The 14,580-nt window shown below is 41.9% G+C and carries 10 protein-coding genes; 4 read left to right on the top strand and 6 right to left on the bottom strand.

All coding sequences use genetic code 11. The features are described from left to right. Nucleotides 1-3 precede the first annotated feature (3 nt). Complete coding sequence (gene hemN / locus BM380_RS14075; RefSeq protein WP_090494876.1) at nt 4-1,377, bottom strand: oxygen-independent coproporphyrinogen III oxidase; 1,374 nt, start codon at nt 1,375-1,377, stop codon at nt 4-6. A gap of 116 nt (nt 1,378-1,493) precedes the next feature. Then, entirely contained in the window at nt 1,494-2,018 is a 525-nt protein-coding gene (gene yjgA, locus BM380_RS14070) for a ribosome biogenesis factor YjgA (protein ID WP_013463882.1), read from the bottom strand. 145 nt (nt 2,019-2,163) lie between these two features. Between yjgA and pmbA the strand changes: the two genes are divergently transcribed. From pmbA to BM380_RS14055, 3 genes are all read left to right on the top strand, one after another. Next, the gene (gene pmbA / locus BM380_RS14065; protein ID WP_013463883.1) at nt 2,164-3,513 is read left to right on the top strand and encodes a metalloprotease PmbA; all 1,350 of its coding nucleotides are present in this window, start codon (nt 2,164-2,166) and stop codon (nt 3,511-3,513) included. 113 nt (nt 3,514-3,626) lie between these two features. Beyond that, nucleotides 3,627-4,106, top strand: a complete 480-nt coding sequence (locus BM380_RS14060) for a DciA family protein (protein WP_036955747.1) — start codon at nt 3,627-3,629, stop codon at nt 4,104-4,106. A 239-nt stretch (nt 4,107-4,345) separates the two neighbouring features. Next, nucleotides 4,346-6,418 (top strand): M13 family metallopeptidase, encoded by a 2,073-nt coding sequence (locus BM380_RS14055; RefSeq protein ID WP_090494875.1) that lies wholly within the window; start codon nt 4,346-4,348, stop codon nt 6,416-6,418. A 374-nt stretch (nt 6,419-6,792) separates the two neighbouring features. Here the strand turns inward: BM380_RS14055 and mutT are convergent, their stop codons facing one another. Together mutT and secA are read right to left on the bottom strand one after the other, a co-directional pair. Next, complete coding sequence (gene mutT / locus BM380_RS14050; RefSeq protein WP_013463886.1) at nt 6,793-7,191, bottom strand: 8-oxo-dGTP diphosphatase MutT; 399 nt, start codon at nt 7,189-7,191, stop codon at nt 6,793-6,795. Nucleotides 7,192-7,261: 70 nt separating this feature from the next. Then, the gene (gene secA / locus BM380_RS14045) at nt 7,262-9,970 is read right to left on the bottom strand and encodes a preprotein translocase subunit SecA (RefSeq protein ID WP_013463887.1); all 2,709 of its coding nucleotides are present in this window, start codon (nt 9,968-9,970) and stop codon (nt 7,262-7,264) included. Nucleotides 9,971-10,591: 621 nt separating this feature from the next. Between secA and BM380_RS14040 the strand changes: the two genes are divergently transcribed. Continuing rightward, nucleotides 10,592-11,362, top strand: coding sequence for a Rossmann-fold NAD(P)-binding domain-containing protein (locus BM380_RS14040; RefSeq protein ID WP_090494874.1), 771 nt, complete (start codon nt 10,592-10,594; stop codon nt 11,360-11,362). Here BM380_RS14040 and hutH read toward each other — a convergent pair. Next, nucleotides 11,359-12,891, bottom strand: coding sequence for a histidine ammonia-lyase (hutH, locus tag BM380_RS14035; RefSeq protein WP_013463891.1), 1,533 nt, complete (start codon nt 12,889-12,891; stop codon nt 11,359-11,361). The two genes, BM380_RS14040 and hutH, sit on opposite strands and share 4 nt — an antisense overlap. Then, a complete protein-coding gene (gene hutU / locus BM380_RS14030; RefSeq protein ID WP_090494872.1) occupies nt 12,888-14,567 on the bottom strand; it encodes a urocanate hydratase in 1,680 nt (559 codons plus the stop codon). Before hutU ends, hutH begins: the two co-directional genes overlap by 4 nt. Between the last annotated feature and the right edge of the window lie 13 nt (nt 14,568-14,580).

Raw genomic sequence — 14,580 nt, 5'->3', positions numbered from 1 at the left:
AAATTATATAACGCGTGAGAAGCGAGTGGCATTTATCTGTTTTTGTAAATGCGCATCAAAGCACATACAAATAATACGAATAAATAAATTCCCTTTTGGTGTTACGCTAATTAGGTTGTTTTCTATTGTTACCATTTCATCGGCAATTAATGGTGCGAGTGCCTCTAAAGCATCTTGAAAGTAGTCATTAAAGCTGATTTTATGTCTGTTAGCGAATACGCTCATATCAAGCTCAAACTGGCAAATAAGCTGCTTAATCGCATCGGCGCGAATAAGATCATCTTGGGTTAAATGCATGCCTTTATTAATGGCACTGCCTGCTTGCTCATCAACTGCTTGATAATAATGTTTTAACTCTTTTTTATTTTGTAATATGGCCGTGCCTATTTGTGAAATAGACGAAACACCTAAGCCCAATAAGTCGCACTCGCCATGAGTGGTGTAGCCTTGAAAATTACGATGCAGCTGACCCGTATTTTGTGCAATGGCTAGCTCATTATCAACTTTTGCAAAGTGATCCATACCTATAAATTGATAGCCCGCCTGCGTCATTTGCTCTAGGGTATTTTTAAACATGGTGAGCTTATTATGCGCACTGGGTAAATCGGCGTCTTTAATTTTACGTTGGGCGGCAAAACGTTCTGGTAAATGAGCGTAGTTAAATACTGAAACGCGGTCAGGGTTTAAGGCAATAAGTTGCTCAATCGTTTGCGTAAAGCTCTCAGGTGTTTGTAGTGGCAGGCCATAAATCATATCAGCATTAATTGATTTAAAGCCCAACTGTTTTGCTTGGGTAATTAATTGCTTTACCTCATCAACATGCTGAGGGCGATTAACAGCCAGCTGAACCTGATCATTAAAATCTTGAATACCAAATGACACACGATTAAACCCCAACTCGCTTAAATCAACCAGCATATTGTCAGCCAGTGAGCGAGGGTCGATTTCGATACCGCGCTCGCAGGTATCGCTAAAGTTAAAGTGTTGCTCTAGCAGCTTTACTAAGCGCGTCATTTGCGCTGCGGTTAAAAAAGTTGGTGTGCCGCCCCCCAAATGTAATTGCTCAACCCGATAATCTTGAAACAGCGGCGCTTGTGCTGCAATTTCTTTAGCTAAAAAGTCTAGGTAGGTATCGGCTTTAGATTGGTGGCGAGTAATGACTTTATTACAGCCACAGTAATAACAAAGCTGACTACAAAAAGGAATATGAATATATAAAGACAACGAACGGGTTTGCGATGATTCAATAGCGCTAATCAAATCTTGTTGCTGATAACCATCAGCTAACGAAAGTGCGGTCGGGTAAGACGTATAACGCGGGCCCGATACATTGTATTTGTTTATTAAAGTTTGATCCCATTGAGGAAGTTTAATCATCACGCGCACCTTATCTTTTAAGTTGCTGCGTATTGTAAAAAAGCAAAGGGGAGGAGGTTTTGATCTACAACAAAAAAAGGTGCCGCAGCACCTTTTTAATATATAACGCGGCTGCGTTACATTATGGCGTCTTTTAAGTACTGAAATAACTCTTTGTAGCTTCTCGCTGGTTTTTCAGCTTTTACTTCTTTGGCAGCATTACGCACCATTTGGCGCATTTTTTGGCGCTCAAGAGCTGGATATTGTTCAATTGTTTCGTTAATTAAGTCATCGCCTTGTTCAATTAAATCACTGCGCAGTTGCTCAATTTTTTTGATCATAACCTCAGCTTGGTTATTTTTATTAAGCATGACATCAATAATCGCTTTAATTTCTTCAATATTTTCTACCGTACGAAGGGTTTTTGCGATGTAATTTAAATGTCGGCGGTAGGCATCACTTTTATTACTTATTTTATCAGCAACCACCATTGCTTCTTTTAAGTCATCATTGAGCGGCAGGCGTTCACGCTGCTTTTTACCCATTTTGGCAATTTCAGATCCTAACTGATGAAACTCTTGCGCTTCGCGCTTAAGTTCACTTTTTGATACATATATAATTTCTTCTTCAATTTCAGCAGGCTTGCCTTTTTTCTTCGCCATGGGGTGCTCTTAAATAAAAATAACTTCATCTATTATACGCGATTCTTTTAGTGATTAATATTAGCTGATGTGGTGCAGTGAGTGTGTTAGCATTTAAATATAAAAAATGTGTGCAATATGGCCTTCAGGGCTCAGGACAGAATTTATGAAAAGCCAACACCAAGATCCAATTTATTCGCAAATCTCTCAAGTAAAAGACGCTGTATCAGAAGTACTTGAACATGCTAAAAAACTAGGTGCTACCGCTGCAGAAGCTGCTATGTCTAGCACTTCGGGGCTGTCGGTAAGTACGCGCATGGGGGAGGTAGAAACCATAGAGTTTAATCAAGACGGTGGTTTAGGTATTAGCGTGTATGTTGGCAATAACAAAGGCTCGGCATCAACGGCTGATTTAAATCCTAAAACATTACGTGCTGTGGTCGAAAAAGCCATCGATATTGCTAAATTCACTTCAGACGATCCATGTAATGGCATTGCTGATAAAGAACTGCTTGAGTTTGCCCCTAAAGATTTAGACTTGTTTCATCCTTGGGATGTAAGCCCAGAGCAAGGGATTGATTTGTGTCATGCAGCAGAGCAAGCCGCATTAAACGCCGATGAGCGAATTGTGAATTCAGATGGCGCTAGCTTTTCATCGCATCAAGGGTTGCGAGTATATGGTAACAGCCATGGTTTAATTGCAGGCTTTCCACGTACTCGCCACAGCATAAGCACTATGGTGATAGGTAAAGAGGGCGAGCATATGCAGCGCGACTCAGCCTACACGATTTCTCGCGATCAAGCAGGGTTAAAAGATGCAGCAAGTGTTGGACTTGAAGCTGCAGCAGAAACCCTAGCAAAACTAAACAGCCAAAAACTAGGCACCATGAAAGTGCCGGTTATTTTTAGAGCCGATATTGCTAATTCATTGTTTGGCCATTTGGTATCAGCAATTGGTGGTGGCGCACTGTATCGTAAATCCAGCTTTTTATTGGATAGCTTAGGCACGCAGGTATTTAGCAAAACCGTTAATATTTCAGAGCGTCCGCACTTACTTAAAGGTTTAGCATCATCGCCATTTGATAGCGAAGGGGTTAAAACTCTCGACAGAGAAATAATTCACGGTGGCGAGTTACAAACGTATTTATTAGCAAGCTATGCGGCACGTAAAATGAATATGACCCCAACAGGGCACGCTGGCGGTATTCATAATTGGTTAGTAGAACAAACGCATCAAGATTTAACTGCATTATTAAAAACCATGGGTACGGGCTTATTAGTTACAGAATTGATGGGGCAGGGCGTGAATACCGTAACCGGTGACTACTCTCGCGGTGCGGCTGGTTTTTGGGTTGAAAATGGGGAAATACAATACCCAGTAAGCGAAATTACGATTGCTGGTAATTTAAAAGATATGTTCAAAGGTATTTCCGCTATAGGTGGCGATATAGAACGTCGCGGCGGGATTCAGACTGGTTCAGTACTGATTGAACAAATGCAAGTAGCAGGTGCTTAATACCCATCCGCAATAATATTTATTTCAGTGAATTGGTATAAACCCACTTTGCTTGCTTGCTTAAATTAAGTTTAATTTAAGTAAGCCTTCTTTTGATGTTTTTAAGGTGTGATATGGCTAAAGATAGATATGCGCCAAAACCGTTAACCGATATTATGGCTGGGCTGAACAACCGCTTAGCAGCCTATGCGGGAAAAAGCCAAGCACTGGATACACAGCAACAATTGTTGCGCGATTTCTTAGGCCCTAAGTTAGGTGAAAAGTGCCGAGTAAGTAATTACCGTGACGGCACCTTAATGATAGAAGCCGTTTCTGCACCTATTGCGCTTAGGCTTAATTATTTAAAAATGGACATGCAATCGCATTTTAGAGCCGCGGGTATGGCCGAGCTTGGGCAAATAAAAATTACCGCCAATCCACAGGCAACTCAACGGTTAAGCACTCGACCTAAAGTGGCTGATGGCAAACCAACGAACTCCCTTAAAATGAGTGAACAAACGGCTGATTATTTAAATGCGATCGCCGATTCTGCTCCACCGTCATTAAAAGAAAAGCTTCAACGCTTAGCTTTACATGGTAAAAATAAACCTTAATTAAATACCATTTAACACCTTGCTCGGTTTGTTTTGCTGGCTTTAAAATACTTTGTTACATATTCGATTTTATTGTTATTTAAATCAGGTTTATGATGCCTAGTTAGTACTTCCTAAATTAGGTTGTAGCTGATGCGTATTTCATTAAGCAGATAATAGACTGCATCCTATTGTTGTTTTTTTGAGTTATCAAATCTTAATGAAATGCGTATTTATTCTAATTAATATACGGAATTCTTATGGAAAAAATAACAATGACTGCCGCCAGTATTGCATTGGCGTTAGGTTTGGTTGGTTGCGGCGAAAAGCCACAAGAAATGCAAGCAGAAGCAACAACAGTAACCGCACCGGTAGCAACCCCTGGTGCCTTAGGTGTTGATTTACAAAATATCGATAAAAGTGTTCGTGCACAGGATGATTTTTACTACCACGTAAACGGTAAATGGTTAGAAAAAACTGAAATCCCTGGCGATAAGTCAAACTATGGGTCGTTCTCACAGTTATATGATGAATCGCAAAAAGCAATGAAAACAGTACTAGAAAATGCCAGTACCAATAGCAGCGCAAAGCCAGGTTCAGATGAATATAAGATCGGCGCATTTTATACTAGCTACATGGCTGAAAATGCTCGTGAAGAGTTAGGGATGTTACCACTTGAGCCGGCTATTAAAAGCATTGATACAGTAAAAGATAAAGCCGCGTTGGTCACACTGATGGCACAGCTACAAGTTAAAGGCGGAGATCTTCCTTTTGGCTGGTATGTTAATAATGATGCTAAAAACTCAAGTGAAAATGCGCTTTATGCCTATCAAGCCGGACTTGGTTTACCTGACCGTGATTATTATTTAAAAGATGATGAAAAATTCACAAAAATTCGCGCGGCATATCAAACCTATATTACCGATATTTTAGCTAAAGCTGGCGTTAATAATGCCGCTGATGCAGCCAAAGCGATACTTGCCCTTGAAACGACACTTGCTGATGCACAGTGGAGTCGGGTACAAAGTCGTGATGCAACAAAATCATATAATAAAATGTCAGTAGCTGAAGCTAACACGTTAATGGGAGATTTTGATTTAAGTGCTTACTTTGAAGCCGTTGGTGTTGATGCCCAAGAGTTGATTGTGCGCCAACCAAGTTACTTTGAAAAATTTGCAGACATTTTCAAAAATACAGACTTATCGGTTTGGCAAAACTACTTAAAATTCCATTTCGTTAGTAATTACGCGCAGTTGCTAAATAAAGACTTAGTGGATTTGAAATTTAATTTTTACAGCACCACATTGCGCGGTGTTGAAGAGCAAGCGCCACTTTGGAAGCAAGCCGTTGATGCATCAAACAGTGTACTGGGTGAAATTTTAGGTAAAGTCTACGTTAAAGAAAACTTCCCGCCAGAAGCGAAAGCGCGCATGGAAGAATTAGTTGATAACGTGATTAAAGGCTATTCAGTGGCAATTGAAAACCTTGAGTGGATGAGCCCTGAAACAAAAGTTGCGGCGCAAGAAAAGCTGGATAAGTTTACGCCTAAAATTGGTTACCCAGATAAATGGAAAGATTATTCAGATTTAGTAATTAATCCTGATGAACTAGTAGGTAACTATATTCGCTACAGTGAGTGGGCTTATGCAGATATGGTTGCTAAATTAGGTAAGCCAGTTGATCGCTCTGAGTGGCATATGACGCCACAAACAGTGAATGCTTACTATAACCCAGTGAATAACGAAATAGTATTCCCTGCGGCGATTCTGCAGCCTCCTTTCTTTAATTTAGAAGCAGATGATGCGGTTAACTATGGTGCTATTGGTGCGGTTATTGGCCATGAGTTAGGCCATGGCTTTGATGACCAAGGTGCAAAATACGACGGTGATGGCAATTTACGTAATTGGTGGAGCGAGTCAGACCTTAAGCAGTTTGAACAGCGAAGTGCTGCCTTAGTTGCGCAGTATAATCAATATAAACCGTTTGAAGATGCCAGCGTTAATGGTGAGCTGACACTGGGTGAAAACATTGGTGATTTAGGCGGCTTAACCGTCGCTTATAAAGCGTATCAATTATCGCTGGGTGATTCTAAAGCGCCCATTATTGAAGGCTATACGGGCGACCAACGCTTCTTTATGGGCTGGTCGCAAATTTGGCGTCGTAAATACCGTGATGAAGCATTACGTAATCGTTTAATGACCGATTCACATTCACCGAGTCATTATCGCGTGATTGGTATTTTGTCGAACATGCCGGAATTTTACCAAGCGTTTGATGTTAAAGAGGGCGATAAAATGTATATCAAGCCTGAAGATCGCGTAAAAATTTGGTAATTTAAGCTGAAATTAGCTTAAGCGGTTAGCCCCACTAATCGCAAAATAAAAAGCCAGTGAGCATGATGCCCACTGGCTTTTTAGTTACTTTTATACCTGATGATAAAACTAGGGTCTGTTGACCTTTGCGGATTAAAATTTGTTCAAACTAGGGGCGGTTTAATCGCGGCGCGAGGTTTGTAACCTAGTGGGCTAAGTAAAAACCGAGCAACAAAGAGTAAATCGCCCCTAGGCAGAACCCGAAGGGCAGCGCCTGTTTAGCATTGATGCTGCGTTATCGCCTATTTATGGGGAATAACCACACCACATAGGCTCTGCCTTGCCTAAATACCAAACAGACTGCTGCAAATTTAATCTTGAAAGGTCAACAGACCCTAGCTATATTTCGTTTTTATGGCGCTGATAATCTCGACATTGGCTGCAGGAAAATCATAGTTATCAAGTTCGTCTATACTTACCCATTCGCTTGGTTGCCCTTCTGCGCCATGAGCTTGACCATTAAAGTTACTGACTACATGCACATTAAGTCGTACGCATTTATCGCCATAGTCGTGCTCTATAGTGACAAGTTCGCTTGAGCTATGAATAGTCAGTCCTACTTCTTCAAATAATTCGCGCTTCAGTGCTTGAAAAACACTTTCTCCGGCTTCAATTTTTCCGCCTGGAAATTCCCATAAGCCGCCTTGGTGCTGTTCATCTGCACGTTTACAAATAAACACATTGTTGTTTTTTTTAATTACACCCACAGCAACATTGATGATTACTTTAGTCATTATCTCTCCCTTAAATAGCATAAAAAAAGCGACGCAAGCGTCGCTTTTTATCTAACTTAACAAAGTGGTGTTATTTTAATTTACCACAACATTGTTTGTATTTTTGACCTGAACCACATGGACATGGATCGTTACGACCCACTTTTGGCTCGCTACGCGCCATAACCTGAGCGCTTTGTGGTGCTTCACCACCTACGTGCTCTGCTTCTTCATGTTGATATTCGCGAGGGGCATTTTCACTTTTACGGTGTTGCTCTTCTACTTTTTCAACATCTTCTTCAGCGCGAACTTGCACTTTACTTAAAATACCGACGACATCGACTTTTAAGTTTTCTAGCATTTCAGAGAACAATTCAAACGACTCACGTTTGTATTCTTGCTTAGGATTCTTTTGTGCATAACCACGTAAGTGAATACCTTGGCGTAAGTGATCCATTGCAGCAAGATGGTCTTTCCAATGTTGGTCAAGACTTTGAAGCATAATGGCTTTTTCAAACTGACGTAGTACAGAATCGCCAACCATTTCTTCTTTTTGCTTGTAAGCTTGTTCAACCGCTTCTTCAATACGCTCACGCAGTTTTTCTTCGTACAGTTTATTGTCATCAGCTAACCACTGAGTAATTGGTAACTCAATTAAGAAGTCTTGTTTTAAGCGTTCTTCAAGTCCTGGTATATCCCACATTTCAGCCAAGCTTTGTGGAGCAATGTATTGATCAATCACACCAGCGAGCACATCACCACGGATAGCAGTAATCGTTTCTGAAATATCACCTTCTTCAAGCAATTCATTACGTTGAGAGTAAACAACACGACGTTGGTCGTTTGCTACATCATCGTACTCAAGTAGCTGTTTACGCACATCAAAGTTACGTGCTTCTACTTTACGCTGAGCGTTTTCGATTGCGCGGTTAACCCATGGATGTTCAATCGCTTCGCCGCGTTGCATACCTAGTTTACGCATCATATTAGTCATGCGCTCACCAGCAAAAATACGCATTAACGCATCGTCCATCGATAGGTAGAAACGGCTTGAACCGGCATCACCTTGACGGCCAGAACGACCACGTAATTGGTTATCAATACGACGTGATTCATGACGCTCAGTACCAATAATGTGTAAGCCGCCAGCATCAATTACCGCATCATGGCGAATTTTCCATGCTGCTTTTATTTCAGCAATTTGTTCGTCAGTTGGGTTCTCAAGTTTTTCAACTTCGCTGTTCCAATTACCACCAAGTACAATATCGGTACCACGACCGGCCATGTTGGTGGCAATGGTGACTGTGCCCGGTAAGCCCGCATCAGAAACAATGTCTGCTTCTTGTGCGTGGAATTTAGCATTAAGTACGTTGTGCTTAATTTTTTCTTTGCGTAAAAACTGCGATAAGTACTCAGAGCTTTCAATTGAGATAGTACCTACAAGTACCGGCTGACCACGTTCTTGACAGTCTTTAATGTCTGCTAAAATCGCTTCGTACTTTTCTTCTTGCGTTAAGTAAACTAAATCAGCGCGATCATCGCGGATCATTGGTTTATTGGTTGGCATAACCACAGTGTCTAAACCGTAGATAGACTGAAACTCAAACGCTTCTGTGTCGGCTGTGCCTGTCATCCCTGCTAGCGTTTCGTACAAGCGGAAGTAATTTTGGAACGTAATCGATGCTAACGTTTGGTTCTCGTTTTGAATTTTCACACCTTCTTTTGCTTCTACAGCTTGGTGTAAACCTTCTGACCAACGACGTCCTTCCATAGAGCGACCTGTATGCTCATCAATAATGATAACTTCGTTTTCTTTAATAACGTAGTCAACATCTTTTTGGTAAAGCTTATGCGCACGAAGAGCTGCATAAACGTGACTAAGTAGCGTGATGCTCGCTGCTGAGTACAGTGAGTCACCTTCTTCAATTAGACCGCGCTCTGTAAGTAGCTCTTCAACTTTTATTTGCCCACGCTCAGTTAGATGAACTTGCTTAGATTTTTCATCGATAGTGAAATCGCCATCGCCTTCAATCCCTTCCTCATCTTCTTTTTCTTGTAGTTCAAGTAAAGGAACAATGGTATTTATTTCAGTGTATAGCTCAGAGCTATCTTCAGCGGGACCAGAAATAATCAGTGGCGTACGTGCTTCATCAATAAGGATTGAATCCACTTCATCCACTACAGCATAAAATAATGGGCGTTGTACGCGCTCATCAATACTAAATGCCATGTTGTCACGCAGGTAATCAAAACCAAATTCGTTATTGGTACCGTAAGTGATGTCAGCTGCATAAGCTTGTTTTTTCTGTTGTGGCATCATGCCCGGAACATTACAGCCTACGGTTAACCCTAAAAATTCAAATAATGGGCGATTGGTTTCAGCATCACGTTTGGCCAAGTAGTCATTCACGGTAATGACATGAACACCTTTACCTGTTAAACCATTTAAATAAGCCGGCAGTGTCGCTGTGAGTGTTTTACCTTCACCGGTACGCATTTCTGCGATACGACCTTGGTGTAAAACCATACCACCTAATAACTGCACGTCGAAATGACGCATACCGTTTACACGTTTTGATGCTTCACGTACCACTGCAAATGCTTCTGGTAGAATATCGCCTAAGCTTTGTCCGTTATCGTAACGCTCTCTAAACTCGGCTGTTTTAGCTTTTAAATCTTCATCTGAAAGCGCTTCTAGCTGCGTTTCAAGTGCATTGATCAGTGCGACCGTCTTTCTTAGGTTTTTAATAGTGCGGTCATTGCGACTACCAAAAATCTTGGTAAATAAATTAGATATCATGATAAAACCGTTACAATGTGTTTTTTTGCTAGCCGTGCATCGGCTAACCCATTTTTTACAATTGATAATTAATGTATTCTTTAAATTAACCTTTAGGACACATTAATTAGCAATTTTGTATTAAGCTGCTTAAAAAGCACTGTTTATTACCTGCGCTACTATACCAGACTCTGCTAAACATCAAACTACCTCAATAAAAAGATCTTCATTTAAAACAGAAAAATGAGATCTCGCTCATAAAAATAGCGTTATGTAACGAAACTTGATTCAAACTGCAGATAAACAGACCCTAAAGATATGGTGCTGAATAAATTAAAAACAAGAGCAAAGCGCTTAAATTTCACCCTTAAACGCCTTGTTAGCAGCCATCGTTTTTTAAAGCTTAAATTGAGCAATCGTTTTATATATTACTCTCGATAAGTCACTTAAGTCATACGCTTTATCTGCAGGTATGTAATGAATGGTTGCGGTATCATTAAAGAGATTACTAATTGCAAAAAAAGCGTGTGTTAATATCTTCTGCAACCAGCGTTTGCTAAAATTATTTTTAGTCGCATAAAGTTAATTATATTTTTTATCGCTATAAAACGCGTTGATTGAGTTTTAATAAGGGTAAATAAAGTGCAAACCAACAAAGATAATTTAGTCGTTCTTGGCGCTGGCTGGCTTGGCCAAGCCTTATGTATTGATGCACAAAAACAAGGTTGGCAAGTGCAGGGGACTCATCGAAGTGACACTCATCAATTTGATTTTGAACGTCAGTTTGTTTTACAAAACGGTGAGTTGCAGCACCAAGTGGATTTGCAAAATGCGTATTGGGTCTGTGCAATCCCGCCTCGCAGTCGAGATAGCGAAAGTGATTATCCGCAAGTGCTTGAGCAGGCGTTAAAGCTGGCAACTGAGCTTAATTGCAAAGGCTTTTTATTGTGCTCATCGACTGGGGTGTATGATCAAGAACCTGGCGTTTATAGTGAAAGCAGCGATATATCAGGCACTAACGAGCGACAAATAAAGCTGTATGACGCTGAAGAGCAAGTGCTTGAACAGCAAGGTAAAGTGCTTCGCTTAGCCGGATTGTTGGGGCCAAATAGAGAGCCTGGTCGTTTTGTGGCGGGTAAAGAACTCAATACCTCTAGTCAGCAAGTGGTGAATATGGTACATCAACAAGATGTGATCAATGCTATTTATGCGGTCCTTAATAACTGGTCGCAAGGACAGAGCATTTATAACGTGGTGAACCCAGCGCACCCGACCAAAGCAGATTATTATGCACAAAAGTGTGAGCTGTTTGGCACACAAATGCCGAGCTTTAGTAGTAATGAGGTCGCTGAGCGCAAAGTTATTGGCTCAGCGATAGAAGCACTGGGTTTTAGTTATCAGTATGGTATTTAATAAGAAGGTAAGGGGGAGTGGCTTATGAAGTCACACAACTTACCTTCACTTAGTAGCGTGTTTGCCGCTTCAATATCGGGAGCAAAATACCGGTCTTTGTCGTAATAGCTAACATGTTGGCGTAGCAGTGCTTTGGCACTTTCTACTTTATCACACGCGCGTAGTGGTGCTCTAAACTCAAGCCCTTGGGCAGCACTGAGCCATTCTATGGCCAGTACGCCTTGCGTATTATTAGCCATATCAACTAGTCGTCGTGCTGCAAACGTTGCCATAGAAACATGGTCTTCCTGATTTGCTGAAGTCGGTAAGCTATCTACCGAAGCAGGGTGTGCTAAGGATTTGTTTTCAGAGGCCAGTGCAGCCGCGGTGACTTGAGCAATCATAAATCCTGAATTTACCCCACCGTTTTTTACTAAAAATGGCGGTAATTTAGATAAATTAGAGTCAATCAATAGAGCAATACGTCGCTCAGCTAAGGCGCCAATTTCAGCAATAGCAATCGCCAGGTTATCAGCGGCCATAGCAACGGGCTCAGCATGAAAGTTTCCGCCTGAAATAATATCCCCTACATCGGCAAATACGAGAGGGTTATCGGTTACTCCGTTTGATTCACACAGTAGTACTTCGGCGGCTTGACGTATTTGGGTTAAACATGCACCAAGAACTTGCGGCTGGCAGCGCAGGCAATATGGGTCTTGTACTTTTTCACAATTAATATGTGAGTCACTAATTTGTGAGTGGCTATCGAGTAATTCTCTAAATACGTGAGCCGTATCTATTTGCCCTTGCTGACCACGAATGTCATGAATACGCGCATCAAATGGCGCGCGACTGCCCATGGCCGCTTCTATACTGATAGAGCCAATAACACAGCTTTGTGCGTACAAGTCTTCGGCTCTAAATAAGCCTTGTAGTGCAAATGCAGTGGATGCTTGGGTGCCATTCAATAAGGCTAACCCTTCTTTTGCAGCTAATGTTAGTGGCTCAAGACCTGCAATTTTTAGCCCTTGTGTAGCGCTTATCAGCTCACCTTGATAACGCATTTTACCCTCACCTAATAAAGGCAAACACATATGCGCAAGCGGTGCTAAATCGCCCGATGCACCCACTGAGCCCTTTTTAGGCACGCAAGGGTAAACTTCACTTTTAAGCAGCTGCATAAAAAACTCAAGCACAGCTAAGCGAATACCAGAATAACCGCGCGATAAAGAGTTTATTTTTAGTGTGATCATCAATCTAACGGTGCTGTCATCCATTAACTCACCAATACCTGCGGCGTGTGAAAGCACAATACTGCGTTGTAATAGTTCGAGTTCATCGTCAGCGATTTTAGTATTGGCCAATAACCCAAAGCCAGTATTAATACCATATACAGTGCGATGTTCGTTTATCACGTTTTGGACTGTTTGAGCACTGGCAGCTATTTGCGCCTGTGCATCATTGGCCAGAGTTAAGTGTATGGCTGATTTGTTAATTTTTCTTAGCGTGTTTAAGTCAAGCTGACCCGGTTTGAGTGTATATGAAATCATGACTTGTCCTCATTAAGCATTGGTAGGTCTAGCTGCTGCTGTTGCGCACAGTTTTTTGCAATTTCATAACCCGCATCAGCATGGCGCATTACACCGGTGGCGGGATCGTTCCATAATACTCGAGCAAGACGTTGCTCTGCTTCATCAGTACCATCGGCAACAATCACTACGCCTGAGTGCTGGCTAAAACCCATACCTACACCACCGCCATGATGAAGCGATACCCAAGTAGCACCGCCTGCGGTATTAAGCAGAGCATTTAATAGTGGCCAATCGGAGACCGCGTCGGAGCCATCTTTCATACTTTCAGTTTCACGGTTAGGACTGGCAACTGAGCCTGAGTCGAGATGATCTCGTCCAATAACTACCGGCGCTTTAAGCTCACCGCTTTTAACCATATCGTTAAAGGCAACAGCAAGGCGCGCTCTATCTTTTAAACCGACCCAACAAATACGTGCAGGCAAGCCTTGAAATTGAATTCGCTCACGCGCCATATCAAGCCAATTATGCAGGTGTTTATCATCTGGAATGAGCTCTTTTACTTTTGCATCGGTTTTATAAATATCTTCAGGATCGCCAGATAGCGCTACCCACCTAAATGGACCAATACCTTCACAAAATAATGGGCGAATATACGCAGGCACAAACCCAGGGAAATCAAATGCATTACTCACGCCTTCTTCTAGGGCCATTTGACGAATATTATTGCCATAGTCGGTTGTTGCTGCGCCCGCTTTTTGTAGTGCCAGCATCGCCTTTACTTGGACTGCCATTGACTGTTTAGCCGCTTTTACAACTGCTTGTGGGTTATCGATTCGCATTTTAGCTGCGTATTCCATACTCCAATCTTGTGGCAGGTAACCGTTAAGTGGATCATGAGCTGAGGTTTGATCGGTAACTATATCGGGGATCACCCCACTTTTTACTAAGGTACTAAACACATCGGCGGCGTTACCTAGTAAACCCACAGAAAGCGCTTCACCTTTTATGCAAGCATCTGTTATTAATTTTAGTGCATGCTCAAGATCTGTGGCTTTTACATCGACATATCCTGTTTTTATCCGAAAATCGATACGGCTTTCATCACATTCCACCACCAAGGCACTAAAGCCTGCCATGGTAGCCGCTAATGGTTGTGCGCCCCCCATACCTCCAAGGCCACCCGTTAATACCCACTTACCTTTAGCATTACCAGCAAAATGCTGTTTTGCCATAGCCACAAACGTTTCGTAAGTGCCTTGCACTATGCCTTGAGAGCCAATGTAAATCCAAGACCCTGCGGTCATTTGGCCATACATCATCAAGCCTTTTTTATCTAGCTCGTTAAAGTGCTCCCAGTTTGCCCAGTGCGGTACTAGGTTTGAATTGGCAATTAACACACGTGGTGCATTACTATGAGTTTTAAATACACCCACCGGTTTGCCTGATTGCACTAATAGAGTTTCGTCATCTTCTAGGCGTTCAAGCGTTTCAATTATTTTGTCATAGCTTGGCCAATCACGGGCAGCACGGCCAATCCCGCCATACACCACCAAAGCTTGAGGGTGTTCGGCAACATCAGGGTCTAAATTATTCATTAGCATGCGTTTAGCCGCTTCGGTTTGCCAGCTTTTGGTGGTTATTTGATTGCCATGTTGCGCGCGTATTGTGCGCTGTGTGTCCAGTCGATGATTCATTGTTCACTCCTGT

Origin of the sequence: Pseudoalteromonas sp. DSM 26666, assembly GCF_900116475.1 — a bacterium.
GTDB lineage: Bacteria > Pseudomonadota > Gammaproteobacteria > Enterobacterales > Alteromonadaceae > Pseudoalteromonas > Pseudoalteromonas tetraodonis.
Note: the sequence above shows the minus strand (reverse complement) of the source record. Positions and strands in the feature narration are given on the sequence as shown.